The 24,311-nt window shown below is 61.8% G+C and carries 22 protein-coding genes; 2 read left to right on the top strand and 20 right to left on the bottom strand.

Annotated features, from left to right (window positions below; all coding sequences use genetic code 11):
- The 20 genes from TM49_RS22330 to TM49_RS22235 form a co-directional block, all read right to left on the bottom strand.
- A complete protein-coding gene (locus TM49_RS22330; protein WP_045684484.1) occupies positions 1-633 on the bottom strand; it encodes a helix-turn-helix domain-containing protein in 633 nt (210 codons plus the stop codon).
- A gap of 35 nt (positions 634-668) precedes the next feature.
- Positions 669-1,601: an N-carbamoyl-D-amino-acid hydrolase gene (locus TM49_RS22325; RefSeq protein ID WP_045684479.1), complete on the bottom strand. Its 933-nt coding sequence runs from the start codon at positions 1,599-1,601 to the stop codon at positions 669-671.
- On the bottom strand, positions 1,598-2,674 hold the full coding sequence (locus tag TM49_RS22320) for an ABC transporter ATP-binding protein (RefSeq protein WP_045684477.1): 1,077 nt from the start codon (positions 2,672-2,674) through the stop codon (positions 1,598-1,600). Before TM49_RS22320 ends, TM49_RS22325 begins: the two co-directional genes overlap by 4 nt.
- An 8-nt stretch (positions 2,675-2,682) precedes the next feature.
- Positions 2,683-3,474 (bottom strand): ABC transporter permease, encoded by a 792-nt coding sequence (locus TM49_RS22315; protein ID WP_045684476.1) that lies wholly within the window; start codon positions 3,472-3,474, stop codon positions 2,683-2,685.
- Positions 3,471-4,331, bottom strand: coding sequence for an ABC transporter permease (locus tag TM49_RS22310; protein WP_201777020.1), 861 nt, complete (start codon positions 4,329-4,331; stop codon positions 3,471-3,473). Before TM49_RS22310 ends, TM49_RS22315 begins: the two co-directional genes overlap by 4 nt.
- An 11-nt stretch (positions 4,332-4,342) precedes the next feature.
- Entirely contained in the window at positions 4,343-5,380 is a 1,038-nt protein-coding gene (locus TM49_RS22305) for an ABC transporter substrate-binding protein (protein WP_045684474.1), read from the bottom strand.
- Positions 5,381-5,571: 191 nt separating this feature from the next.
- Positions 5,572-6,609: an ABC transporter ATP-binding protein gene (locus tag TM49_RS22300; RefSeq protein WP_045684472.1), complete on the bottom strand. Its 1,038-nt coding sequence runs from the start codon at positions 6,607-6,609 to the stop codon at positions 5,572-5,574.
- 5 nt (positions 6,610-6,614) lie between these two features.
- Entirely contained in the window at positions 6,615-8,234 is a 1,620-nt protein-coding gene (locus TM49_RS22295; protein ID WP_045684470.1) for an FAD-dependent oxidoreductase, read from the bottom strand.
- 4 nt (positions 8,235-8,238) lie between these two features.
- Positions 8,239-9,081, bottom strand: coding sequence for a carbohydrate ABC transporter permease (locus TM49_RS22290; RefSeq protein ID WP_045684468.1), 843 nt, complete (start codon positions 9,079-9,081; stop codon positions 8,239-8,241).
- Positions 9,078-9,977: a carbohydrate ABC transporter permease gene (locus tag TM49_RS22285; RefSeq protein ID WP_045684466.1), complete on the bottom strand. Its 900-nt coding sequence runs from the start codon at positions 9,975-9,977 to the stop codon at positions 9,078-9,080. The genes TM49_RS22290 and TM49_RS22285 overlap by 4 nt, the downstream gene beginning before the upstream one ends.
- Positions 9,978-10,074: 97 nt before the next feature.
- Positions 10,075-11,325: an ABC transporter substrate-binding protein gene (locus tag TM49_RS22280; protein WP_045684465.1), complete on the bottom strand. Its 1,251-nt coding sequence runs from the start codon at positions 11,323-11,325 to the stop codon at positions 10,075-10,077.
- 24 nt (positions 11,326-11,349) lie between these two features.
- Complete coding sequence (locus tag TM49_RS22275; protein WP_144409643.1) at positions 11,350-12,390, bottom strand: LacI family DNA-binding transcriptional regulator; 1,041 nt, start codon at positions 12,388-12,390, stop codon at positions 11,350-11,352.
- Between the two features lie 97 nt (positions 12,391-12,487).
- Complete coding sequence (locus TM49_RS22270; protein ID WP_045684463.1) at positions 12,488-13,249, bottom strand: hypothetical protein; 762 nt, start codon at positions 13,247-13,249, stop codon at positions 12,488-12,490.
- Positions 13,250-13,382: 133 nt separating this feature from the next.
- Positions 13,383-13,817 carry a DUF779 domain-containing protein gene (locus TM49_RS22265; protein ID WP_045684462.1) on the bottom strand — a complete coding sequence of 145 codons (435 nt, stop codon included), beginning with the start codon at positions 13,815-13,817 and terminating at the stop codon, positions 13,383-13,385.
- Positions 13,818-13,898: 81 nt separating this feature from the next.
- Complete coding sequence (gene adh, locus TM49_RS22260) at positions 13,899-15,410, bottom strand: aldehyde dehydrogenase (protein ID WP_244464885.1); 1,512 nt, start codon at positions 15,408-15,410, stop codon at positions 13,899-13,901.
- A 154-nt stretch (positions 15,411-15,564) separates the two neighbouring features.
- A complete protein-coding gene (locus tag TM49_RS22255) occupies positions 15,565-16,554 on the bottom strand; it encodes a GAF domain-containing protein (protein WP_045684460.1) in 990 nt (329 codons plus the stop codon).
- 218 nt (positions 16,555-16,772) lie between these two features.
- Positions 16,773-17,675, bottom strand: coding sequence for a YghX family hydrolase (gene yghX / locus TM49_RS22250; RefSeq protein WP_045684459.1), 903 nt, complete (start codon positions 17,673-17,675; stop codon positions 16,773-16,775).
- 169 nt (positions 17,676-17,844) lie between these two features.
- The gene (locus TM49_RS22245) at positions 17,845-18,759 is read right to left on the bottom strand and encodes an alpha/beta hydrolase (RefSeq protein WP_158498676.1); all 915 of its coding nucleotides are present in this window, start codon (positions 18,757-18,759) and stop codon (positions 17,845-17,847) included.
- Between the two features lie 2 nt (positions 18,760-18,761).
- Positions 18,762-19,784 carry an ABC transporter substrate-binding protein gene (locus TM49_RS22240; protein ID WP_158498675.1) on the bottom strand — a complete coding sequence of 341 codons (1,023 nt, stop codon included), beginning with the start codon at positions 19,782-19,784 and terminating at the stop codon, positions 18,762-18,764.
- 150 nt (positions 19,785-19,934) lie between these two features.
- On the bottom strand, positions 19,935-22,109 hold the full coding sequence (locus TM49_RS22235) for a TonB-dependent siderophore receptor (protein WP_045684456.1): 2,175 nt from the start codon (positions 22,107-22,109) through the stop codon (positions 19,935-19,937).
- A gap of 177 nt (positions 22,110-22,286) precedes the next feature.
- Here TM49_RS22235 and TM49_RS22230 point away from each other — a divergent pair, with 177 nt between their 5' ends.
- Positions 22,287-23,276 carry a helix-turn-helix transcriptional regulator gene (locus TM49_RS22230; protein ID WP_045685697.1) on the top strand — a complete coding sequence of 330 codons (990 nt, stop codon included), beginning with the start codon at positions 22,287-22,289 and terminating at the stop codon, positions 23,274-23,276.
- 145 nt (positions 23,277-23,421) lie between these two features.
- Complete coding sequence (locus TM49_RS22225; protein WP_052699996.1) at positions 23,422-24,306, top strand: alpha/beta hydrolase; 885 nt, start codon at positions 23,422-23,424, stop codon at positions 24,304-24,306.
- Positions 24,307-24,311: the final 5 nt, after the last annotated feature.

Genomic DNA, 24,311 nt, shown 5'->3' with positions numbered 1-24,311 from the left:
TTAAACCGTCAGGTGGTCCGGCGCCTCGCTGGAGCCGGAATAGCAGATGGAAAGAATGCGGGCGCCGCCGGGGCCGGTGGAGTAAAACCCGTGCTCGGAGGCTGCGTCGAAATAGACCGTATCGCCCTCGGCCAGAATGACCGGCGCATAAGGGGCCATCTCGAAAATGACGTCGCCGGAGAGGACAAAGACGAATTCCTCGCCGCTATGGGCGCTGCGGGCCGGCTCGGCATTGTCGGCGCGCGGCGGAATGTCGATGACCATCGGCGTCATCGCCGTGGCGGCAAGCTCGGTGGAGAGCAGGCGATAGTTGCCCATATCGTTTTCGAGCCGTTTGCCCTCGCCGCGGCGGGTGATGGCGCGGGCTGCGCTGGCGAAGCTCGGTCGCGCGGCCTTGCCTTCCAGAAGATCGGCAAAGTCGAGCCCGAGCCCGCTCGAAAGCCGGGTCAGCACGGAATAGGCCGGCTGGCTCTGGCCGTTCTCGATCTTGGAGAGGGCCGAGATCGAAACGCCGGTCCGTTTCGAGAGTTCGGCAAGCGTCCAGCCGTTTTCGCGGCGCAGCTCCGACAGGATGCGGGAAACGGAACTTGTCTCGCTGTGTTCGGTCTCTTCCAACGTCTCAGTCCCGTTCATTTCTCTCTCCTCCGGAAGCAATGTCCATCATTCACTCAATCCAGCACCGGCCCCTTGGTTTCGACGATCAGCCGATACTGGTCGGGCTCGCGGTGGCGGGCGAAATCGAAAATGGTCTTGCGGTAAAGGGCCGCCATGTCGAGATCGCATTTTGCCACAATCACTTCGTCGGCCGTTGACGTCGCCATGGCGACGATCTGGCCGGAAGGCGCCACGATCATCGACTGGCCGATCAGGTTGGAGCCCTCCTCATGGCCCGCCTTGGCGGTGGCAACCACCCAGTTGGAATTCTGGTAGGCGCCGGCCTGGATCGAAAGCTGATTGTGGAACTGCGTCAGGCTGTCGAAATCGAAATTGCCGGTGTGATCATCGGGCGTGTTGTAGCCGACGAGGATCATCTCCGAACCCTTCAGCGCCATGACGCGATAGGTCTCGGGCCAGCGGCGATCATTGCAGATCGCCATGCCGATGCGCGTTCCCATGGTCTCGAACACATTGAAGCCGAGATTGCCGGGCTCGAAATAGTATTTTTCGAGATGCTGCGCGGCCATGTCGGGCTGCGGCTTGTCCCAGCCCGGCAGATGGATCTTGCGGTATTTGCCGACGACCGCGCCATCCCGGTCGACGAGAATGGCGGTGTTGTAGTGATGCTTCACGCCGTTTTCGACGGCCAGTTCCGCATAACCGAGGTAAAAACCGATCTTCAGCCGCTTGGCCGCTTCGAACAGCGGCAGCGTCTCCGGACCGGGCATCTCCGCCTCATAAAAGGCGTCGATTTCATTGGGGTCGGTCATGTGCCAGCGCGGGAAGAAGGTTGTCAGCGTCAGTTCGGGAAAGACGACGAGCTCCGCCCCCCTGGAGGCTGCCTCGCCCAGAAGCGCGATCAGGCGCTCGACAACGGCCTTGCGTGTATCGGAACGGGCGATTGGCCCCATCTGTGCGGCGGCGGCAACGATGGTGCGGCTCATGGCATCTCTCCTTCGGCCTGCAGTATGCAGCAATGGGCGAAGTCGAAGGCAAGGCCGACATTCCGCTCTGCTTCGATCGGGGTCTTGAGCGACCCATTGGCGATCAGAACACCTGCCGCAGTCTCGATCTTGTACTGATAGGCACGGCCGAGATAGGACCGCATCTGGGTCTTTCCGGCAATGGCATTGGCGCTGCTGACCTCAGTCAGGGTCAGGCCTTCCGGTCTTGCACCGATGACGAAGCGCTCCGGCAGCGGGCCGGTCTCGGCCTCGTCGAGGTCGATCCTTTCGCCGCCAACAAGCTCCACTGTCACCATCGCGCCATTGCGCGCGACGACACGCATCGCGACCAGATTGTCGAACCCGACAAAGCGGGCGACGAAGGCATTGACGGGCCGCGTGTAGAGCACTTCGGGCGTATCAAGCTGGACGATGTTGCCGGCATTCATGATCGCCACGCGATCGGAAATGGAAAACGCCTCTTCCTGATCATGGGTCACATAGATGGCGGTGCGGTTGTTGGCCTTCTGCAGCTCGCGGATTTCCACCCGCATGTCGACGCGCAGCTTGGCGTCGAGGTTCGAAAGCGGCTCGTCGAACATCAGGAGCGGCGGATCGATGGCAAGCGCGCGGGCCACGGCAACGCGCTGGCGCTGGCCGCCGGAAAGGGCGGCCGGCAGGCGGTCGGCGAAACCTGAGAGCCCGACGCGCTCCAGCATCCCGGCAACGCGTTTTTTCTGTTCAGCGGAGGACACCTTGCGCTGCTTCAGCCCGAAACCGACATTCTCGGCGACGGTCAGATGCGGGAACAGGGCATAGTTCTGGAATACAATACCGGCATCGCGCTTGTGCGGCGGCAGGCCGGTGACATCGCGACCGGCAACCGAGATGCTGCCGCCCGTCGGCTGCAGGAAGCCAGCAAGAAGGCGCAGCGTGGTTGTCTTGCCGCAGCCGCTGGACCCCAGAAGCGAGACCAGTTCGCCCTCGCCAACGGAAAGGTTCAGCCCGTGCAGAACCTGCGTCGTGCCGTAATGGGCGGTGACATTGTTCAGGATGACGGCGTTCTCAGCCATTGGAACTCCTATTGAACGGTCTTGGACAGACCGAGGCTGCGTTCAATCAGCATCATGACGAGAATGGTGACGCCCATCAGCAGCACGGAAACGGCGCTGACGGTCGGGTCGAAAAACTGCTGCACGTAAGTGAAGACCTCGATTGGCAGCGTCGAGATGCCGGGGCCGGTCAGAAACAGTGCCACGGCCATGTCGTTCAGCGAGGTGATGAAGGCAAGCACCATGCCGGCGATCACGCCGGAGCGGATATTGGGCAGGACAATGGTCCAGAACGCTTTCACCGGATGCATGCCGAGGCTGATGGCGGCCTCCTGGATGGAGAAGTCGAAGCCTGAAAGGCTCGCCCCGATCACCCGCACCATATAGGGCAGGCACAGAATCGCATGGCCGAGGATGAGCGACGGCAGGATCGGCAGCTGGAACTGAACGATCAGCGTCTTCAAGAGCGAAAAGCCGAACACGATTTCCGGGATGAAGAACGGCAGGAAGAAGACCGAGCCATACCAGCCGGGGATCCGCATCTTGTAGCGCGTCAGCGCATAGGCAGCCGCAAGCCCGGCGATGAGCGCGATCAGCGTGCCGCCGACGGCGACCTGCATGGAAATGATGAAAGTGTCGAGGAAGCCGCTGTGACTGAACACATTGGCATACCATTTGAGCGTGAACCCCTGCGGCGGAAAGGCGAGAAAGGGCGTATCGGACACGGATGTGCCGATGACGATGACGATCGGTCCCGCCAGGAACAGGATGACCAGCCAACCGAAAAGCTTCGAAAGCGGATGAATGCGACGACCTGTCAATGGACGGCCCTCCGTGCCGAGATGCGGCTGGCGATCGTGCCGAGCACGACAACGCAGAAGATCGCGGTTCCCATCATGATCGCGGCAATCGTGTTGGCCGCACCCCAGTCGAACGAGATCATCGCCTTCTGGTAGAGCAGTGTTGCAAGCGTCATCTGCGGTTCGCCGCCGAGCAATGTCGGGGTGACGAAGGTCGCGAGCGAGCCGGTGAAGACGAGGATCGAGCCGACGATCATGCCGGGGACTGCGAGCGGCAGCGTGACCTGGAAGAAGACGGCTACCGGAGAGGCGCCAAGCGAGCCTGCGGCCAGATAAAGGTCATCCTCGATATTCTCGAGCACGCCCACCAGCGACAGGATCATCAGCGGCGTGAACAGATAGGCAAGGCCCGCAATCACGGCGCCCTGCGTGAACAGCATTTCCATGGGTTCGCTGATGATGCCGAGCTTCATCAGCGCGGTGTTGACCACGCCGTTGCGACCAAGGATCGCCATGAAGGAGAAGGAGCGCACGACCACGCTTGTCAGAAGCGGAAAGACCGAAAGGATCAGGAGGACACGCTTCACGCCTTGCGAGGCATTGGCGATCATGTAGGCGCCGCCGAAGCCCAGAATGAGCGAGGTCAGCGTCGACAGGAAGGCGATGCGGAACGAGCGGATCATCACCGTGCGATTATAGCTGTCGGCGAAGAAGTCGCGGTAGTTGGCGAAAAACCCTGCCGGGTTGGAAAAGCTTTCGGCAAGGGTTCCTGCCACCGGAATGATCAGGATGAAGGCCAGCACCGCGGTTGCCGGAAGAACCAGCAACCACGGGCCTAGAGCGTTGATGCGCTCAACGAGGGAAGGGCGGGCGTTCAATTGCGCGTCCGTTAGCGTCCGAAGACTTCGTTCCAGCGGCTTTCCCAGTCATCATTGACCTCAAGCAGCTTGTCGTAGGGGGTCGGCTGCATGCTGAGCACGGCCTTTTCGCCATAGACGAGCTGGGATGCCTGTTCCGGCGTCAGCTCGACGGTCTTGTTGACCGGGCCGGAGCCGCTGACCAGTTCGATCGCGGCATCCTTCTGGGCCTGCATCGAGATCGAGAAGTCGATGAAGGCGAGCGCCAGTTCCTTGTGCTTGGCGTTCTTTGGGATGTTGTAGGTGTTCATCATCCGGAAGTCGCCTTCCGAAAGCTCCGCCCAGCCGATATTCGGGTTGGCCGCCTGGATTGCCGGAAAGGCGTAGTCCTGCGCAAGTCCGATAAAGGCCTCGCCGGTCGACAGAAGATTGGTCAGTTCCGAGCCGGAGGAGAAGGTCTTGACGATATTCGGCTTCAGCTCGGCCATCTTGGCGAAAGCGGTGTCGGGGTCTTCGAAGGCATCCGAGCCGGCGCATTTGCCGGCCATCATCACCGTCAGCGGACCGCCGGTGGTGTTGAAGGCGGGCATGGCGATGGCGCCGGCGAAATCCTCGCGCCACAGGTCGCACCAGGAGGTGATCGGCGTGTCGGTGCGGGTCTTGTCATAAACGATGCCATAGCGGCCGAAAGTATAGGCCGGGCCGTAATCACCCTGCGGGTTCTTCGCCGCATCGTAGAGCTCGTCGAAATTCGAAAGCTTGGTGTCGTCGATCGTTTCAAAGGCACCCTGGTTGATGCCGATCTGGGAGAACTTGTCGGTCAGCAGGATGACGTCGACGCCACCGCGGATACGGGCCTTGTTGAGGCGTTCCGGCGCGCCGCCCGTCTCCGTCACGACCTTTACATTATGCTCTTTTTCGAAGGGCTCGAAAATGAAGGGCTCGTAGAAATCGTTGGAATAGCCCCAGTTGGAAACGACGAAGGTTTCCTGGGCCTGGGCTGAAACGGCGGGAACGACGAGCAGGGCGGCAACCGCACTGGCCCGGAGAAGAGATGTGGAATGCAGCATGCGGGAGGTCCTTCAATATCTCGAGGAGGAAAACCGTTTTTCCAACTAGAGAATTTTTAGCCGCATGTCAAATTTTATGCATTTTCATCTTCTGCCTAACTTATAGGCTGCTTCTCCTGATGAACCCGCCCGAGAAAAGGGGGCGACGCCGGAGCCTTCGAGATTGCAGCTTATCGCTTGGCGGGCATCCCTCAACCCCTGCCGACCCGGTTGCCATCGTCCTTGAAGCCATGGATGTGCTCCGGCCGGGCGGTGAGCGCAATTTCGGCCCCCGGTGCAAGTTCGGTTCCGGCCGGCTGCTCCAGGATGACAGGTGTTTCCGCGTCGATATCGGCGTGCACAAGGCGTGCATTGCCGAGATATTCCGTCAGCCGCACCCTTGCGGTGAAGGCCCCTTCGCCCTGGGGCGCGATTGCCAGGTTGTCCGGGCGGATGCCACAATAGCGGGTATCGCGGTCGAGCTGAAGGGTTGCGCGCAGATGCTCGAAACGGCCGCTGAGATCGAAGATGTTCATCTTCGGCGCGCCGATGAACTGGGCGGCGAAGAGGTTCTGCGGGCGCTCGTAAAGATCATGCGGCGTGCCGACCTGTTCGATGCGGCCATCGCGCAAGAGCACGATCTTGTCGGCGAGCGTCATCGCCTCGACCTGGTCGTGGGTCACGTAGATCATTGTGCGCTTCAGCCGTTCATGCAGCTCCGAAATCTGGGTGCGCATGTGGACGCGAAGCTCGGCATCGAGGTTCGACAGCGGCTCGTCGAAGAGGAAGGTCTCCGGCTCGCCGACGATGGCGCGGCCGATGGCGACGCGCTGGCGCTGACCGCCGGAAAGTTCGCGCGGATAGCGCTCGGTGAGCTTTTCCAGCTGCAGCATGGTGACGGCCTCGTTCACCAATTCTTCGATGCGCTCCTTCGGCGTCTTGCGGACCTTCAGGCCGAAGGCGATGTTCTCCCTGACCGTCAGATGCGGATAGAGCGCATAGGACTGGAACACCATGGCGACGCCGCGCTTGGCGGGCGCGATGTCGTTCATCCGGATGCCGCCGATTTCGAGTGTGCCGCCAGTGATGTCCTCCAGCCCCGCGATCATCCTCAGAAGGGTGGACTTGCCGCAGCCCGACGGGCCGACGAAAACGCAGAATTCGCCGTCCTCGACGTTAAGGTCAATGCCCTTGATGATCTCGACCGAGCCATAGGACTTGCGGATGTCTTTCAGTTCAAGCTTTGCCATGGGACCTACTCCACGCGCCCGAAGAGTTCGAGCCTCGGTGTTTCACGGATATGCTGCGGCCAGGCGAGCGGCACTTCGAAACGGCTCGTCAGCAGGTGCTGGAAATCGGCAAGCCGGTCCGCCGTCTCGCGCACGCCGCGCGGGCTGATGTCGTTTTCGATGCAATAGGCGGCGAGCGCACCGACGCTTTCGCCGATATTCCATTCCACCGGATGGAGGCGATAGCAGCCATTGGTGAGGTGCGTTGTGCCGATATTCTTGCAGGCCGGCAGCATGTTCGTCACCCGCTCGGGGATCAGACTTCCGAGCGGGATCTGGAACGGCCAGTTGGCGATGTCGACATAATTGCGCGGCGCCGTCGAGGGGTGAAGATCGATACGGTAGGAACCGACGCCGACACTGTCTGCAAACTGTTCTGCGCCCGTAAGCCCCTCGCGGGCATCGATGCCGACATGGTTTTCGGTGACCGTGAACAGCGCCTTGATGCGGCGGCTCTCGCGGATATAGGGGGCGATCGTCAGGCCATCGAGCGTGCCCATGACCGCACCCGCCGGCTTCAGGCCGCGATAGCCGTAGCCTCCGTCATGGCGCGGCGCTTCCGTCTGCATCCAGTAGAGCATCGAAAGCGACAATTGACGGGCGCCTTCCAGATGCTTTTCCGCTTCTTCTGCGGACACGCCGACAATCGGGCCGCCGCAATAGTCGATCTGCGGCCAGTTGACGAGGCAGATATCGGATGGATAGCGGTTGCCGGCATGGTTCTTCCGGTAGAAGATTCGCCGGTAATGCCAGTTGTCGGGCGCGAACTTTGCATCGCTGTCGCCGACGAAAAGCGGGCGGTTGTCCGGCTCCAGCGTCACCGGGTTGGGGCCGATGAAGGAGAGCTGGCGGTCGGGCCAGAAATCGAGCTTGAAGTCGCGCCAGATATCGTAGTCGCGCGGGCGCTCGATGGTGTGGTCCTCGTCCGGATGATAGCTCATCGCGAAACACCAGCTGACGGCCTGCTGGTCGAACGGGTTGGCAGCACCTGCAAGCGCTGCCGGTTCGCCGGTCTCGGCCTGGCTTTCGGCGCCGATGACATGCTCGACATTGCCAAGTTCGAGAAGATCGCCGAGTTCGGTCGCATCGATGAAATAGCGGCCGGTCAGGATCATTTCGCCATATTCGACAGAGCGCACGGTGACCGAGGTGAAGCGATCGCCATCGGTCTCCGCGGCAATGGGTTTCGCCGACATGAGGATGGTCAGCCGGCCGGTTGCAAACCATGGCGCCAGAAGCGCGTCAATGGCGACAACGCCGGCGCGCGGCTCGGCGCAGAGTGGCGAGACATTGCCGCTTCCCGGGTTGAGGTTTTCATCTGCGCGCGCCGCGTCCGTCAGCGGATAGTTGCGGCGGTAATAGTTGCGGATTTCGGCGCGGAGCTGGCGATAGCTTGCCGTCGAGCCATCGCTTTCGATCCACGGATTTTCGTCCGGCGGCACGGCCTGTGTCGTCAGCTGGCCGCCAAGCCATTTGAATTCCTCTGTCAGGATGACGCTGCGGCCGAGTTTGAGCGCTGCAAGCGCCGCGGCCACGCCGCCAAGTCCACCGCCGATGATGACGATATCGCTGGTCAGTTCTTTCATTTTGTTATCCTTTCACGCCTGACAGGGCGAAGCTTTCGACGATCTGGCGCTGGGCCAGAATGTAGACGATGAGCATGGGAATGACGGCGAGCGCGGTGGCTGCAAGCTGCAGGTGCCAAAGCGGCAGGCCGTAGGTGTCGGTGAAGTTTGCGAGTGCCAGCGGCAAGGTGAAGAGCTTGATGTCGTTCACGAAGACCAGCGGCTCGAGGAAGAGGTTCCACGAAAACAGGAAGGTGATGATGCCGACGGCCGAAAGCGCCGGTTTCGACAGCGGCAGTGCCACCTTGAAATAGACGCCGAACCGAGAGAGCCCGTCCATACGGCCCGCTTCTTCCAGCTCCTTCGGCAAAGCGAGAAAGAACTGGCGCATCAGGAAGGTCGCCATCACGCCCTGCGAGCCGAACAGCGGCAGCAGGATCAGCGGCATGTGGGTGTTCATCAGGCCGAGCTCCCGCATCAGGAAGAAGTTCGGAATGATGGTCACTTCCTCCGGCATCATCAGCGCCGAGATCAAGAGAAGCAGCACCAGCGCGCTACCGGCAAAGCGTAGCCGCGCCAGCGCATAGCCCGCCATCGATGACAGGAACAGCGTGAGCGTGGTGACGATCACGGCGATATAGAGCGAGTTGAAATATTGCCGCGCAAACGGCTGGTAGGAGAAGACCTCGGAAAAGTTCGACCAGTGGATGGTTTGCGGGATCAGCGAAGCCGAGGCGAAGACGTCCGCCTGTCCCTTCAACGCGCCGGAGAGCATCCAGATGAACGGAAACACAAAGGGGATGGCGAGCGCGGCGAGGCCGACGACCCAGCAGATCCGGGTGATTTTCTGTTGTAGCCGGTAGTTCATTTGCGCACCGCCTTCAAAAGCATTTGCAGGATGGTGAGCGCCAGAATGAGTACGAACAGCACCACCGCGAGCGCGGAGGCATAGCCTGTGTTGAAGAACTTGAAGCCCTGTTCATAGATGTAGAAGGCGAGCACCAGCGTGGCGTTCTGCGGTCCGCCGCCGGTCATGAGATAGATATGGTCGAAGACCTTCAGCGAGCCGACGACGGTAATCACCATGATCACCAGCGTGGTCGGCGCCAGAAGCGGCCAGGTGATGCGGCGGAAGATCTCCCAGCCATTGGCGCCTTCGAGCCTTGCTGCCTCCTCATAGTCGCGCGGGATCGACTGCAGCGCCGCGATATAGAGGATCATGTTGAGCCCGACGGTCTTCAGCACGCGGGTGACGATAACGGAGGCCATGGCCCAGCGCGGTTCGTGCAGCCAGTTCGGCCCATCGATGCCGACAAGCGAAAGCGCCTGATTGACCGCGCCCGATTCATGCTGGAGCAGAAAGGTCCAGATGATTGCCCAGGCAACTGCGGAGGTGATCACGGGCGCGAAGAACACGGTGCGGAAGATGACGACGCCGCGCATCGGTTTCGACAGCGCCAGCGCGAGGCCGAGCGCCAGAGCCATGTTGAGCGGCACAAGGCCGGCGGCGAAGATCAGCGAATTGCCGAGCACATGCCAGAACGTGTCGTTGCGGGTCAGCGCATCGACGTAATTGTCCATGCCGACGAAGCTGGATTGCTGGCTGAGCAGATTCCATTCCGTGGTGGAGTAATAGAAGACAGCAATCAGGGGGCCGACGAAGAAGATCAGAAAACCCGCCAATATCGGGCTTACAAAGAGCCATCCTGAGATCGCTTCACGTGTCTTCAGCGTCAGGGAGGGCCCTGTTCTGGCAGCGGACATGGTCGCTTCCTTTGCGGGCAAAGTTGGATGCAATTTCCTGATCGCCGCCGGTACTGCCGGCGGCGGTATTGTTTTGTCCTGATGATATCGCAGCTCCTCAGAGCAGCGGCTGGATATCCTCGCAGAGCTTGGTCATGACGGCCTGAACATCGGCGTCGCTCGACCAGAGCGCATCGAAATCGGGCCGGGCCTCGGCTTCGATCTGCGGGAAGCGCTCGTGGCTCGGCAGGACCGTGCCGCTCTCGATACCTTCGGCGACGATCTTCATCTGCTCCGGCGTCACGGCCGGGTTGCTGGTAAGGAAGCCGTCGCTTGCCAGCACGGACTTGCGTGCCGGCGGGAAGAAGGCCGCCATGGTCGCGACATTATCCTTGTCCGTCATGTAGGCGAGGAATTCGGAAGCGAGTTCCTTGTTCTTGCCCTGGGCAAAGGCGACGACACCGGCCTGTCCGATCGTTGCCGCTTCACCGGCAGGGCCAGAGGGCAGGGGCGCGATGCCCCATTCGAAATCGACATCGGCGAGTTTCGAGACGCGGGAAATCTGCGCCACGGTCAGCGCCGCGTTGCCGGAGAAGAAGTCGCCCTGTTCACCGGGCGGCACGGCAGAACCATCGGCATAGACCATGTCGTGGAAGAGCTTGACTGCTTCGACCGACTGGGCGCTGTCGAACTGGCATGTGCCGTCCGTCCAGGCATCGCCGCCATAAGCGCGGATGATCGGGATCAGGTTGTGCCAGACGCGGGCGCCATAGCCCTGGCCGTCGACCGTCTCATAACCCCAGACGCCGGCGTCTGCATCGCGAAGTGCTGCGGCATCGGTTTTTAGCTGTTCCCAGGTCCACGAGCCATCTTCGGCGCGTGCTGTTGGTGTCTCAAGGCCAGCAGCATCATAAAGCGACTTGTTGTAGTAGACGATGAAGGGTGAGGTTGAGAATGGCACGCCGTAGACGGCATCATCCTTGACCCAGAGGCCCATCGCCGGTTCGGAAAGGTCCGCATAGTCGTAGCCATCGGTGGCGTTCAGCGTATCGCCGACATCCGCGAGAACGCCTGCTTCGACAAAGGCCGGGGCGGAATTTTCCAGAAGCCAGCCAAGATCGGGCGGGTTGCCGCCGGCAAGCTGCAGCGTCAGCTTCTGCACATAGTCACCGAACGGGATCGTGTCGAACTGGACCGTGACATCCGGATGGGTTTCGGCGAAACCCTCGGCAATGCCGTTCAACATGTCGAGATGCGCCTGGCTGCCGGTCCAGACGGTGAAGCGCAGGTTTTCCGCACTTGCCGCCGTTGCCATCGCGCCGCACAGGGCAGTCGCGACGATTAACCGCTTAATCAAATGATGTGTCATGATCTCTTTCCTCCCGTTATCAGATCAGATGGCTTTGAGTGTCTCGCCCGGCACGAAGCCGCAGGGCAAAGTGATGTTGGCTATGTCGTCCTCGGGCGCGCGGATGCGGGCAATCAGTTGTTCAACCGCCCGCTCACCCATGTCTTCACGCGGGACCGATATCCGCGTCCAGCGTTCGACATCCGCCGACACCGTGAGCGGTGCCGCCAGCGCGACAACGGAAATGGTACCCGGTATGCTGCCGCCGCGCTCGACGATCTGTCGTTCCAGTGCGGTTGCGTGGGCGAAGGTTTCCGTCAGCACGACGGTATGACCCTCCGCAAGGCACTGCCTGGTCCATGCCGCGTCAATCGCAGCCGGGTCAAAGCGTTCTACGGAAAGTTCGAGGCCCTGTTGCCCGTGCCGCAGAAATCCCTGCTCGCGGTCTTCATTCTGCTCGCGTACACGGCTGCTGCCCAGGAATTTGAGCTTGCGGTGTCCGAGTGCTGCGCAACGGGCAATTACATCCTCGACAGCCGCGGCGTAATCTGCGGCAACCCAGTTGAGGTCCGCGCCCTCGGCGATGCGTCGGCCGATGGTTACAAACGGAAAACCGGTATCATAAAGCCGCTTCAGCTCGCTCTTGTCCGGCTCTTCGCCCAGAAGGATCGCGCCATCGGCAACGCCCATCCTGTTGGTTCCGGCGGGAAAGATGCTGCGTGGGCCCCGGTCCAGTGAGGACGAGGTGAACAGGAGCAGGTCCTGCCCGCGCTTCATTGCGCCCTGTTCGATGCCGAGCAGGAAGGGATAGAAGAAGTTCTCCCGGTCCGACGGAAACACGGCTTCATAGGTGAAAACGCCGATAATGTTGCGCTGGCCGCCGGCAAGCGATTGTGCCACGACATTGGGGGCATAGCCGAGCGCCTCCATGGCGGCGCGCACCCGCTTTTCCGCCTCTTCGCCGACACGGATGGTCTTGCCGGGCTTGGGCGAGATGACGGCCGAGACCACAGCCGTCGAAACCCCGGCCATGGCCGCGACATCGCTCTGTGTCACCCGTTTTACCCGTCTCTGCCCGATCGTCACCGGTCCATCCTCCCGAAATGGCTATGATTAAGCGTATAATCACTTTGATGCAAGACGTCAACGGTCTTTGTTTCGGTTTTCGTTCGGGCAACGAACATCAACCGTGTTCGGAGCGGTGTCTGGAAAGCGTGGTCTCGACGGCGGCCAGGGCTTCTCCGATCTCGTTTCGCCAGCCGTCCTGAGGCAGCTTGCGGATGGATGAGTGTGCGGCACAGACGACGGGCGTGCCGGCCCAGGCGTTGGCGATACTTTCCGCCCATTGCGCGTAGTCGTCCGCCGCACCGGCACGTTTCTCAAGCGCCTTGGAAAGCTGCGGGTGGAACTTCAGTTTCGATTGCGGCAGGAGCTTGCCGAGAAGGCCGGGTGCTGCCAGCACATTGATCGTGTCGTCGACATGGACGATGCTGCTCTGCCGGTCACGAACGAGCACCGAGGCGACATGAACGCTGTCGTCTTCGCAGACGAAGTCGATGCCCTGCGGCACCGAAAAGCCGAGGTCCCCGGCGAAGACCTCCTGGGTCGCCCTGTCTTCGATAAAGCCCGGCTCCCAAGGAAGATCCGTCACCTGCTCGTGGTGGCGGCGCGTGCCGAAAAGACGGGCGTGCGGAAGAAGCGCATGGATGGCGGTGCAATGAAGCGTGTGGAACGGGTGGACGTTGATGACGGCTTCGATGGCACGGCCGCCGTCCGTCAGCGACAGCAGCGCGTCAAGATCGCCCCCATCGAGATCATAGCTGTCGAGAAGCAGGAACCTGCCGTTCGCCCGGCGCACAAGCGACATATGGGTGCCGAGATTGATCACTCTGGCGACCTTGAAATCACCACGGAACGTCCAGAAATTGTCGGCCAGTTGCTGCATTGCGCGGCGCATCCTTCGAACCGGCTCCCGTGCGGAGCCATCAGTTCTGAAATGGATGGGCGGGGGGGTATGTTCCGCAACCGCGATGGCCGAATTGCGCCTCAAGGACCTAGAGGTTACGTGAGCGTTGGTCTCAGACGCTCGATCGGTGAGCCGCCTTGTCCAGCATTTCCAGCTCCTCCGCGCTCAGAACGCGCGAGCGGGTGAGGAAGCGCTTTTCGCGACCGTTGTCGAGGCTGAACATGCCGCCGCGGCCAGGCACCACATCGAGGATCAGTTGCGTGTGCTTCCAGGCCTGAAACTGCGGACCGGAAATCCACACCTCCGCACCCTCGACCGTGCCAAGCTTCACATCGCTGGTACCGAGATGGAATTCCGCCTTCGGATAGCACATCGGCGACGAACCGTCGCAGCAGCCGCCAGACTGGTGGAACATGATCTCGCCGTGGTCGGCGCGGATGTCGCGTATCAGCGCGCGCGCTGCCGTCGTGGCGGTGACGCGGCTGCCTTTCTCGGCGCCCTCCGGCAGGTCGGCGTCGGTGACGCAGTGGATGTCGGTTTTCTCCATGATGCTTTCGTCCTTTCCTGAAAACAGACGAACGGGCGGAGCCTGAGCTCCACCCGCCCGCCCGGGAGGAACCCCTTTTGCTCAGAAGAAGCCGACCTTGTCGGTCGAGTAGCTGACCAGCAGGTTCTTGGTCTGCTGGTAGTGGTCGAGCATCATCTTGTGGGTCTCGCGACCGATGCCGGACTGCTTGTAGCCGCCGAAGGCCGCATGCGCCGGATAGGCATGGTAGTTGTTGACCCACACACGGCCCGCCTGGATGTGGCGGCCGAAGCGGTAGCAGGTGTTGGCATCGCGCGACCACACGCCGGCGCCGAGGCCATAAAGCGTGTCATTGGCGATCTCGAGCGCCTCCGCCTCGTCCTTGAAGGTGGTGACGGAGACCACCGGCCCGAAGATTTCCTCCTGGAACACGCGCATCTTGTTGTGGCCCTTGAGGATGGTCGGCTTGATGTAGTAGCCGCCGGAAAGATCGCCGCCGAGATCCGCCGCCTCGCCGCCGAGCAGCACTTCAGCACCTTCCTGACGGCCGATGTCGAAATAGGAGAGGATCTTCTCCTTCTGCTCGCTCGATGCCTGGGCGCCGATCATGGTGTTGTCGGCACGCGGATCGCCCTGGATGATCGCCTTGGTGCGGGCGATCGCCTTTTCCATGAAGGCGTCGTAGATATCCTCCTGAATCAGCGCGCGGCTCGGGCAGGTGCAGACCTCGCCCTGGTTGAGCGCGAAGAACACGAAGCCCTCGATCGCCTTGTCGAGAAAGCCGTCATCTTCCCGCATCACATCCTTGAAGAAGATGTTGGGCGATTTGCCGCCAAGCTCCAGCGTCACCGGAATGAGGTTTTCGGTGGCATATTGCATGATCAGCCGGCCGGTCGTCGTCTCGCCGGTAAAGGCGATCTTGGCGATGCGGGGGCTCTGTGCCAGCGGTTTGCCGGCTTCGAGCCCGAAGCCGTTGACGATGTTGAGCACGCCGGGCGGCAGGATGTCGGCGATCAGCTCGGCGAGCACCATGATCGAGGCCGGGGTCTGCTCGGCCGGCTTGATGACGACGCAGTTGCCGGCGGCAATCGCCGGTGCCAGCTTCCACGCGGCCATCAGGATCGGGAAGTTCCACGGAATGATCTGGCCGACAACGCCGAGCGGCTCATGGAAGTGATAGGCGATGGTGTCGTCGTCGATCTCGCTCATCGAGCCTTCCTGGGCGCGCAGAACCGAAGCGAAATAGCGGAAATGGTCGGCGGCGAGCGGAATGTCGGCATTCATCGTTTCGCGGATCGGCTTGCCGTTATCCCAGGTCTCTGCGGTGGCGAGCAGCGCCAGATTGGCCTCGATCGTATCGGCGATCTTCAGGAGCGCGCGGGCGCGGTCCGTAGGCGCCGTCGAACCCCACTTGGCCTTGGCCGCATGGGCGGCATCGAGCGCGAGGTTGATGTCGTCGGCATCAGATCTTGCGATCTCGTTGATCGCTGCTCCGGTGATCGGCGTCACATTGGTGAAGTAGCGACCGTTCTTCGGGGGCACGAATTTGCCGCCGATGAAGTTGTCGTAGCGGTCCTTGAAGGGGGATTTCAGCAGCCCTTCGGGTTTCAGCATCTCGTTCATGTCTTCTCCTCCCAGATCAATCTGAACGTTGGATGGAGAAGAAGCCTGCCTGCGGATTTTGCATTCGTCACCTGCGGCGCGGGAGAGGATCTCGCATCCTGTCTCAATTTTGAAACAGTTGGCCGCGGCGAATTGCAGCGAGACCTCAGTTGGTCGTCATGCCGAGCCTCTTCATGCGCCGATAAAGCGTTGCCCGGCTGACGCCGAGTTCGCGCGCTGCACCCTGGACATTGCCGCTCTGGCGCGCCAGCGCCTGCACCAGCACCGCGCGTTCGGCCGGATCGAAGCCGCGCGCTTCGGGGCCGCCGCCGAGGAGATCCGCAGCCGGTACCGGCGTGAAGGCGCCGGATAGGGCAAGGCCGAGGGCCTGGCGGGCGGAGCGGGTCGCAGCGACCACCAGGTCGTCGCCGTCAACCGCGATGAGGGATGTGACGGTGTCGTCTCTGTCGCCGCCATCGGCGATCAGGATGCGGTGGCCGGGATGGGCGGCGCGGAAACAATCGGCCTCGATCTGCCGCGCCGTCTGCTGCACCAGGGCGGCAATCATGTGGTTGGCCGAAGCCGTCTGATCGGAGCGCGCGGAGGATACGTCGAGAGCTCCGATGAGATCTCCGTCGGGGCCATAGATCGGCGCGTCGATGCAGCTCATGGCGATGTTGCGGTTGAAGAAGTGCTCGTCGCGATGGATGACCAGGGGACGTCCCTCGGCGAGGCAGGTGCCGATGCCGTTGGTCCCCTCGACAGCCTCCGCCCAGCTTCGCCCCTTTCTCAGTCCCCAGAGCTGGAAACTCTCGCGGTCGGCATCCCGGTAGCGGTGATCGAGAACGAAGCCGTCGGCATCGCTCAGGAAAACGCCGCAGGCCGATTGGGCAACACAGCGGAACAGGCGGTCAAGCCGCGAGCCGGCAATCGACAGCATCGGGTCTGCCCGTTCGCGCCGCTCGCTCAGTTCGCTGGCGCCGAGCCGCCTGTCTTCGGTGTCTGTCGCTCCGGCCGGATCGAGCTTGTGCTGGACGAGCGATCGCCACCATGAGGCCGCGACCGGCGAAAAGGCGGGGCCCTGCGCGGAAAGTGCCGTCGCCAGAACGGTTTCGGCATGAACATGCTCGTCCGTCGGCCTTGACGGGAATACCATCGGTATCTCCTCCCATGTCATACAGCCTTGCGTCCGGGCACCTGCAGGCAGGCGTCGGCAAAGGCCGTTTCCTCCGCCAGGAAGCTCCTCACTTCTTCCTGATGGAGACCAGACTATACAGGTTTGCGCGCCGGTGGTCATCCATGACGTTTGTCACATCCTGCCGGGGCGTTTCCGCAGCGTTCTGCCCGCGTCAGCAGAGCCCAAGAACGCAAGCCTCAATCCTGCGGCAGATAGCGGTTGAACCAGTCTATCGTGCGCGCCCAGGCGAGTTCGGCCGCGGCCTCGTCATAGCGCGGCGTCGAGTCATTGTGGAAACCGTGGTTGGCGCCTTCATAGATATAGGCCTCGTAGGTCTTCCCGGCCGCATCAAGCGCCTCCTGATAAGCCGGCCAGCCGGCATTGACGCGCTCATCGAGGCCGCCATAATGCAGCAGCAGCGGCGCCTCGATCCGGGTGACATCCGTTGCCTCCGGCTGCCGGCCGTAGAACGGCACGGCAGCGCCAAGTTCGGGATAGGCGACGGCTGCTGCATTGGCGACCCCGCCGCCATAGCAGAAGCCGGTGATCCCGACCTTGCCGGTTACGGCTTCGTCCGCCATCAGGAATTCGATGGCTGCGAAGAAATCGTTCATCAGCTTCTCGCCGTCGACCTGTTGCTGGAGCGCCCGTCCCTCTTCGTCATTGCCGGGATAGCCGCCCATCGGCGTCAGGCCATCCGGCGCCATGGCGATAAAGCCGGCCTTGGCCAGACGGCGGGCGACATCCTGGATATACGGGTTGAGGCCGCGGTTCTCATGAACGACAACAACACCCGGCGCGGTCTCGACGCCGGTGGGGCGCACATAGTAGGCCCGCATCTCGCCATGGCCGTTCGGCGATGGATAGGTGATCCACTCGGCCAGGATATCGGGATCGTTGAAACTCACCTGCTCGGCCTTGGCGTAGTCCGGGCTCATCATCCCCAGGATCGCGGCGGCGGTCAGGCCACCAATGGCATATTTGCCGGCGCGATCGAGAAATTCACGCTTGGTGATCATGCCGTGGGCATAAAAGTCGTAGAGCTCCAGAAGTTCCGGGCTGAAGTCCTTGGCGGTCAACCGCTGTTGATGCTCGTTCATGCCACTCTCTCCCTCGCTTGCGAACCCTGAGAGCCCGCTCCAATCCTGCCGCCACCGATTGTCGCGACCTGGCCAAGCTTAGGCATGTGGGGCGGCCCGCCACAACTGCCGGGCGCTGAACTCACCTTGAATTGATCGTCGCGTGAAGTCGAGCGCCCGCCGCCAGCAATCAGCCTTGCCCTGCGGGCAGCACGAAGCGGAGCGCTCTCGGCAGAGAGGCGACGTATATGCTCGAATGGTCTTCGTCGGCGATCCGTTCCGTTCGGAGCGTTACGGTCTCGGGATAGGTGCTGCGACAGCATTCTGACAGACGATCGATATTGTCGTTCATCCGGCGTCTCAGCCGGAGGTTGGTCTGCTCCAGGTTGCGCTCGGGTGTGTCCTGCCGCTGCCAGGGGGCTGGCTCGGTTTCCCAGCCGCCAGCGGCGAGGAAAAAGCGGATCGGTTTCTCGGGCGGGGCCGAACGGCTGGCAATATGGCCGAAAATCCTGTCCGGATTCCACCATATGGACGGGCTGATCGCGACGTAACCGGAAAACAGTTCGGGCCTCGTCAGCGCCAGCTCGACGACGAAATAGCCGCCAAGGGAATGGCCGAGGATGGTCTCGTGACCTTCGCGAATCGGGAAACGGTTGCGGATGACCGGTTTCAGTCTGTCGCAAATGAATGCAATGAAGGCGTGCTGACCGCCGAAGGTGTAGGTGGTGTCTTCGTAGAAGGCATCGTCGGTCGGACCGGAGGTCAGGTCGAGATGCCGCCGTTCCTGATTGTAGCCTTCCGTTTGCGGATAACCGATGCCGACGATGATGGCGGGTTCCACACCGGTTGCTGCAGGCCGGCGCGTCAGCCGCTCCATCACCTGATCGGCAAGAGTGAAATCGGCATTGGCATCAAGCATGTAGAGCACCGGAAACCCCTCTGGCGGAGGGGCCTGACGCGGAAGGCTGACGAAGATTTCGTATGGAAGCCCTGCCTGCGAGGCGATTTCGAAACGGAGACAGCGGCGCTGACGCGTTGGTTCGGCCGCCTCGAATTCGATTGTGTCTTCCGGCGTGGAGTTCAGTGAACGTAGCTGCTCTTTCAACATCATTCCTCCGCTTGGCTCCAGTATCCGGGCGGCACGCCGAGCGGTGTCATCGCGTCGAGCGCTTTCCTCGTCGCATCGATATCAAGGTCTTCGAACAGGTCCGGATGGGCCCATTTTGCCAGAAGCTCAAGCGCCAGAATATCGACGACCGGATCGAACAGGTGCTTGTCGATGCCATAGATCCGGCCATTGCGAACAGCGGAAAGCGCGCTGAAGCCGGGGCGTGCCAGCAAGCCCGAAAGCGACTGCTGCATCTCTTCGGCAGAAAAACCGGGGCCGATCAACAGGCCGTCCCGATCCTTCATATAGGCGCCGCCACTGGCGACATAGATGTCCGGGTCGCGGGCAAGGCTCGCTTCGATGGTGAGCTGGCCGAAGGGCTTGCCCCCCAGCGCATCGCCGACATTTTTGGCGCCGGCAAAGGCGATCAGCGTGCCGATGCCGCCGCGACCCGGTGAAAAGCAACAAAGGCCCGTGGCTGAAGCGTGCGCCTCCAGAAACAGGGAGGGGCGTTCCAGCCTCTCGGCCTGTTGCAGGCGGTGCTCCACCGCCTCACGATGGTCTTTCCTGAAGGCGACAAGCTTTCGGGCGGCGTCCTCGTGGCCGGTCGCCTGCCCCAGAAGCAGCAGGCTTTTGTCGGCGTTTTCAAGCGGATCCGAAACGAAATCGACGAAGATGACCGGAACGCCGGCGTCTTCCAGATGGCGTAGCTGTGGCGCATCGAAATGCGAGTAGACGGAGAGGACAACAAGGTCCGGATCGACCGAGAGCATGGCTTCGGCGGACATGCCGCTCGCATTGCTGCCGGTATTCGGCAGACTATCAATCTCGGGGAACTGCCTGGCGAGAGCCGCATGGGGCAGGCGGCCAAGCCTGTCGACGTCATGCGGCCAGGCGGCAATCAGCGAGGCCGGGTTTTCGTCCATGAAGGACAGGGCGAAGATGATGCGGCCGTCATCGATGAGCAGTCGTTTCGCCGGTGCCTCAAGCGTCACGGTCCGGTCTTCGAGATCATGAAGCACGATTTCCGCCGAAGCCTGAGGACAGGCGGCAAAAAGAAAGAGACAGAACAGAACGCATTTTCTGAGCATGATTTTCCCGCAGGCCGAGAGAGCCGTCTTGTGACCGCGAAGCGATGATGGCGGAACCGAAGACCGGCTCCGCCATCTCTGTTACCACTGGTATTTCAGTGTCGCATAGACCGACCGGCTGGTGCCGTAGAAGCAGCGGGTCGTATATGTGCACGATGCCACATATTCCTTGTTGCCGAGATTGCTCGCGGTGACGTTGAGCTTCAGGCCCTCGTATTTTGGCCATTTGACGCCGAAATCGTAGTCGATGCCGGCATCGAACAGCGTGTAGGCGGGCACCTTGAAGGTGTTTTCCTGGTCGCCCCAGGTCTCGCCGTTGAAACGGACGCCTGCGCCGATGCCAAGGCCTTCGAGCGGACCGCTCATCACGCTGTAGTGCAGCCAAGCGGAGGCCGCGTTTTCCGGCACGGCGGCCGGCGCATTGCCGACGAGGGCGGCCGTCGCGCTCTTGGTGATTTCCGGGTCGGCGTAGGTGTAGGCGAGCGTGATGTCCCATCCGGCATCGAGCGCCAGCTTGCCTTCCAGCTCTATGCCCTTCAGCTCGATCTCGTCGGTCTGGACATAGTAGCCGCTGTAGGTCGGGTCGGAGCTGAGCGCATTCTTCTCCGTCAGCTGATAGGCCGATGCCATGATGTAGCTTTCGGCATCGTCGAACGGCTGATACTTGACGCCGACTTCATACTGCTCGCCTTCCACCGGATCGAGCGTGGTGCCGCCATCGGCGCTGTAGCCGAAACCGGAGGGCGGTTCGAAGGACGTGGAGTAGCTCGCATAGGGCGCGATGCCGTTCTCGAACAGGTAGGTCGCGCCGACGCGCCCGGTGAAGGCGTGGTTTTCGTTCTCTGTCGACGAGGTCGCACCGGTGGCCAGAACCGTGTCCTCGTTGGTAATGTCGTAGTAATCGTAGCGACCGCCGAGCGCGACCGCCAGGGCGCCGTAGGAGATCTCGTCCTGCAGATAGATGCCGGCCTGATTGGTGACCTGGTTGGTGTCAGTGGTATAGGCGGGGTCGGTGATAGCCTGGCTATAGTCCGGGCTCAGATAGTCGATCGACGGACCCTTGCCCCTGCCGAACAGGCGATCTGCGTTGATATAGCTGTAATCAAATCCGAACAGGCCGGTATGGTCGAGCGCTCCGGTGGCAAAATCGGCCTCGAGTTGGGTGTCGACGGCGACGGTATCGGCCTGTTCCTTCAGATGCGATACGCCGCGGCTCAGCGTCGTGCCGCTGCTGCCCGAATAGTAGAGCGCGCGGTGCTCGGTATCGATATGGGTGTAGCGCAGGTTCTGGCGAAGGGTGAAGACGTCATCGAACTCGTGCTCGAATTCATAGCCTGCGGTCGTCGTCTGGCGGGTGAACTTGTCGAAGTCGGGCTGTCCGATATTGAAATCATACGGAATATAAGGGTAGTCCCCGTTCGGCAGCACGGTTCCGACTGCCGGCAGATAGCCCGGATAATTGCTCGACGGGTCGTCGGTATAGCTGAACTGAAGGGTCAGGCTGGTCGCATCGTCCGGCGCGATCTCGAGCGACGGCAAAACCGATACGCGAGAGGATTCGACGCCGTCGATATTGGTTTCGTTGTAGCGCCCGGAGGCGACGAAGCGATAGCGGTAGATGCCGTTCTCGTCGATCGGGCCAGAAAGATCGATGCCCGATTTGATGTAGCTGTCATTGCCGACGGTGGTGAAGACCTCGCCGCGGGTCTCTTCGGTCGGCTTCTTGGACACGAGATTGACCATGCCACCGGGTGTCATCTGGCCATAAAGAACAGAGGCCGGCCCCCGGACCACTTCGACCCGGTCGATATTGTAGAGATCGATGGTCGGCTCGGCATAGGAGATGCCCTTCAGGATGCGCAGTCCGTCAAGATACTGGACGAAATTCTGGTAGCCGCCGAAACCACGGACCGGCACGATGTCGTAGCGGTCATTGGGCCGGAGCTCGGCCGACACGCCGGAGCTGTAGAGAAGCGCCTGCTGCACCGAGGTCGCGTTGCGTTCCTCGAACTCCTTGCGGGTGACGACGGAAACCGACTGAGGCGTTTCGATCAGCGGGCGATTGGTCTTCATCGCGGCGCTGGAGGAGGCGGCGACAAAATCGGTGTCATCGTTATCCGTCCCGTCGGTGGCAACGGTGACCGGCTTCAGCACTGTCAGGTCCCCATTCTGCGCCCATGCAGGGCCGGCGGCCTGAAGCGCTGCAAGGCTCACCGTGGCGGCCAATATGGCATTTTTCGTTGCCGAGATACTCATCAACACCCCCGTTGAACACCACCCCGATAACGGCTTGAAAGCGGGATGGCTATAAACTTGATTGCAAAATTCATATTTTATATAGAGGATGGCGTAGCCTGAAATCTACAGATCGTGATTTTGCAAAAGCCCCAATTTCTTTTGCAAAACGACCAGAACCGGCTGTTTGGAAAGATCATGCAGGACCGCGCCGTTCCGTTTGAGACCGAGGACTTTCTCGCGCATATGCGCCGCGCCAACGGCTCCTTCAGGCTCTTGAACCGGACGGTTGCGGGCGACAGGGCGCTGGACGGGCATTACGGTCACGAAAGGCTTCGCGATGGCCTGAGCGTCCTGCATTCCGACACGGTCAGCCTGTGCGCGATGGAAACCGAATCCGAGCTGCAGCCGCACCTCAGCATCAAGCTGTTCTTTGCCGGTGGTATCGAGGCGAAGCTTGCGGACCACACGCTGCCGATGCCGACACGCCCTGACAGCCGGCGGGCCTGGGAGCCTGTCGGCGTCGTCTGCGCGCAGAACGAACCGGTCAGGTTCTGGCGCCGGGTGAAGAAGGGCGACCGGATCCGCAAGTTCAACATATCGATCCTGCCCGAATGGCTCGCATCGGGCGATGTCTTCAGCGACCGCTCCGCGGCCGCAATTGCTGCATTCAGTCGCATGCATTTCGCCCTTTCCAACTGGCGCCCGAGCCCGGCTGCCATTGCCTTTGCCGAACAGGCGATGCGGGCGCCGGTTGCCGCCCCGCATCTCCACCGGCTGCAGATGGAGAGTTGCGTGCTGATGATCATCGCCGAGGCTTTCCATGCCATCGGCGGCGACACCGGGGCTGCGCTGACGCGTGCGCGCCTCAGCCCCGCTGAAAGCGCGAAACTGGCACGCGCCGAAGAAATGATTGTCGAGGCGCGCGGGCATCTTCCGGGTGTCGATGAACTGGCAGCGCAGGCCGGTGTCAGCGCCAATACGCTGCAGAGGCTGTTTCATGCGGCCCATGGCATGACTGTCTTTCACTACATGCGAAAAACCAAGCTGGAGCAGGCCCGTACCCTGTTGAACCGCGGCGAGGTTTCCATCGCCCAGGCCGCATTTGTGGCCGGTTACGGGTCGACGGCGAATTTCTCGACAGCGTTCCGCCGCCAGTTCGGCATACCGCCGGGCAAGGTCTGCTAGCCCTCGCCGGAGAACCGATTTTCAACCGCATTTGCCAGCGAACCCACCGGGCAGACGAGAAGACGCGGACAAGGCCGATTGCGGAGGAAGGGTGGTCGTCGCGAGGAAGATGGAGTATCGATCCCTTCCGCAAAGGGAGCATCTTTTGGATTATTCGACCTATCTCGATCAGGGCATTCTCGATTTTATCGATGAAACGCTGGCCTTCTATCCGGCCGAGCTCAAGGCGGACGACTGGGCTGCGCAGCGGGCGGTCTATGATCGCATGGCGGCGCATTTTCATGCTGGGCGGCCGGCGGACCTCGCGGTTGCCGACGGTACGATCGACGGTGTGCCGGTCCGCTTCTATGGGGGAGAGACCGATACGGTCATTGTCTATGCCCATGGCGGTGGCTTTGTGCTGGGCGGGCTTGAAAGCCACGATGACGTCTGCGCGGAGATTGCCGTTGCCACCGGCGTGCAGGTGGTATCCGTCGACTACCGGCTGGCGCCGGAGCACCGCCATCCGGCCGCCTATGACGATGCGATGGCCGTCGTGCGCGTGGCTGCGGAGGCGCACCGGCTGGTGCTTTGCGGCGATAGCGCCGGCGCGTCGCTCTGCGCCTGCGTGGCCGGAACGTGGGTGGGGCCGGCGCTTGCGGGGCAGGTGCTGATCTATCCCTCGCTCGGTTTCGCGCCGGAGGGCGGAAGCTTCGAGACCCACGCCCATGCGCCGCTGCTTTCCCGCGACGAGTTGCGCGGCTATGGCGATGTGCGCGGCGGCACGCCGGATGATCCAGGCGCCACGCCGCGGGCCGGCGATCTCGCCCACCTGCCGCCGACCTTCATCTATCCCGCCGAATGCGATCCGCTGCACGATGATGCGCTGCGCTATCAGGCGGCAGCGCAAGCCGTCGGCGCCGCCGTTGAGGTCGAGACGGGGCGCGGGCTGGTGCATGGCTGGCTGCGGGCCCGTCATAAAAGCCAGAAGGCGCAGGACGCGTTTCGGCAGATCATGCAGCGGCTGGAGTGGCTCTGCCAGGAGGGCTGAGAACG

Origin of the sequence: Martelella endophytica (assembly GCF_000960975.1) — a bacterium.
GTDB classification, from domain to species: domain Bacteria; phylum Pseudomonadota; class Alphaproteobacteria; order Rhizobiales; family Rhizobiaceae; genus Martelella; species Martelella endophytica.
Note: the sequence above shows the minus strand (reverse complement) of the source record. Positions and strands in the feature narration are given on the sequence as shown.

Excerpts from the sequence above, each read along its gene's own strand:
- TM49_RS22330 (WP_045684484.1), bottom strand. The coding sequence starts at position 633 with ATGAACGGGACTGAGACGTTGGAAGAGACCGAACACAGCGAGACAAGT.
- TM49_RS22325 (WP_045684479.1), bottom strand. The coding sequence starts at position 1,601 with ATGAGCCGCACCATCGTTGCCGCCGCCGCACAGATGGGGCCAATCGCC.
- TM49_RS22320 (WP_045684477.1), bottom strand. The coding sequence starts at position 2,674 with ATGGCTGAGAACGCCGTCATCCTGAACAATGTCACCGCCCATTACGGC.
- TM49_RS22305 (WP_045684474.1), bottom strand. The coding sequence starts at position 5,380 with ATGCTGCATTCCACATCTCTTCTCCGGGCCAGTGCGGTTGCCGCCCTG.
- TM49_RS22300 (WP_045684472.1), bottom strand. The coding sequence starts at position 6,609 with ATGGCAAAGCTTGAACTGAAAGACATCCGCAAGTCCTATGGCTCGGTC.
- TM49_RS22295 (WP_045684470.1), bottom strand. The coding sequence starts at position 8,234 with ATGAAAGAACTGACCAGCGATATCGTCATCATCGGCGGTGGACTTGGC.
- TM49_RS22290 (WP_045684468.1), bottom strand. The coding sequence starts at position 9,081 with ATGAACTACCGGCTACAACAGAAAATCACCCGGATCTGCTGGGTCGTC.
- TM49_RS22285 (WP_045684466.1), bottom strand. The coding sequence starts at position 9,977 with ATGTCCGCTGCCAGAACAGGGCCCTCCCTGACGCTGAAGACACGTGAA.
- TM49_RS22280 (WP_045684465.1), bottom strand. The coding sequence starts at position 11,325 with ATGACACATCATTTGATTAAGCGGTTAATCGTCGCGACTGCCCTGTGC.
- TM49_RS22270 (WP_045684463.1), bottom strand. The coding sequence starts at position 13,249 with ATGCAGCAACTGGCCGACAATTTCTGGACGTTCCGTGGTGATTTCAAG.
- TM49_RS22265 (WP_045684462.1), bottom strand. The coding sequence starts at position 13,817 with ATGGAGAAAACCGACATCCACTGCGTCACCGACGCCGACCTGCCGGAG.
- adh (WP_244464885.1), bottom strand. The coding sequence starts at position 15,410 with ATGCTGAAACCCGAAGGGCTGCTGAAATCCCCCTTCAAGGACCGCTAC.
- TM49_RS22255 (WP_045684460.1), bottom strand. The coding sequence starts at position 16,554 with ATGGTATTCCCGTCAAGGCCGACGGACGAGCATGTTCATGCCGAAACC.
- yghX (WP_045684459.1), bottom strand. The coding sequence starts at position 17,675 with ATGAACGAGCATCAACAGCGGTTGACCGCCAAGGACTTCAGCCCGGAA.
- TM49_RS22235 (WP_045684456.1), bottom strand. The coding sequence starts at position 22,109 with ATGAGTATCTCGGCAACGAAAAATGCCATATTGGCCGCCACGGTGAGC.
- TM49_RS22230 (WP_045685697.1), top strand. The coding sequence starts at position 22,287 with ATGCAGGACCGCGCCGTTCCGTTTGAGACCGAGGACTTTCTCGCGCAT.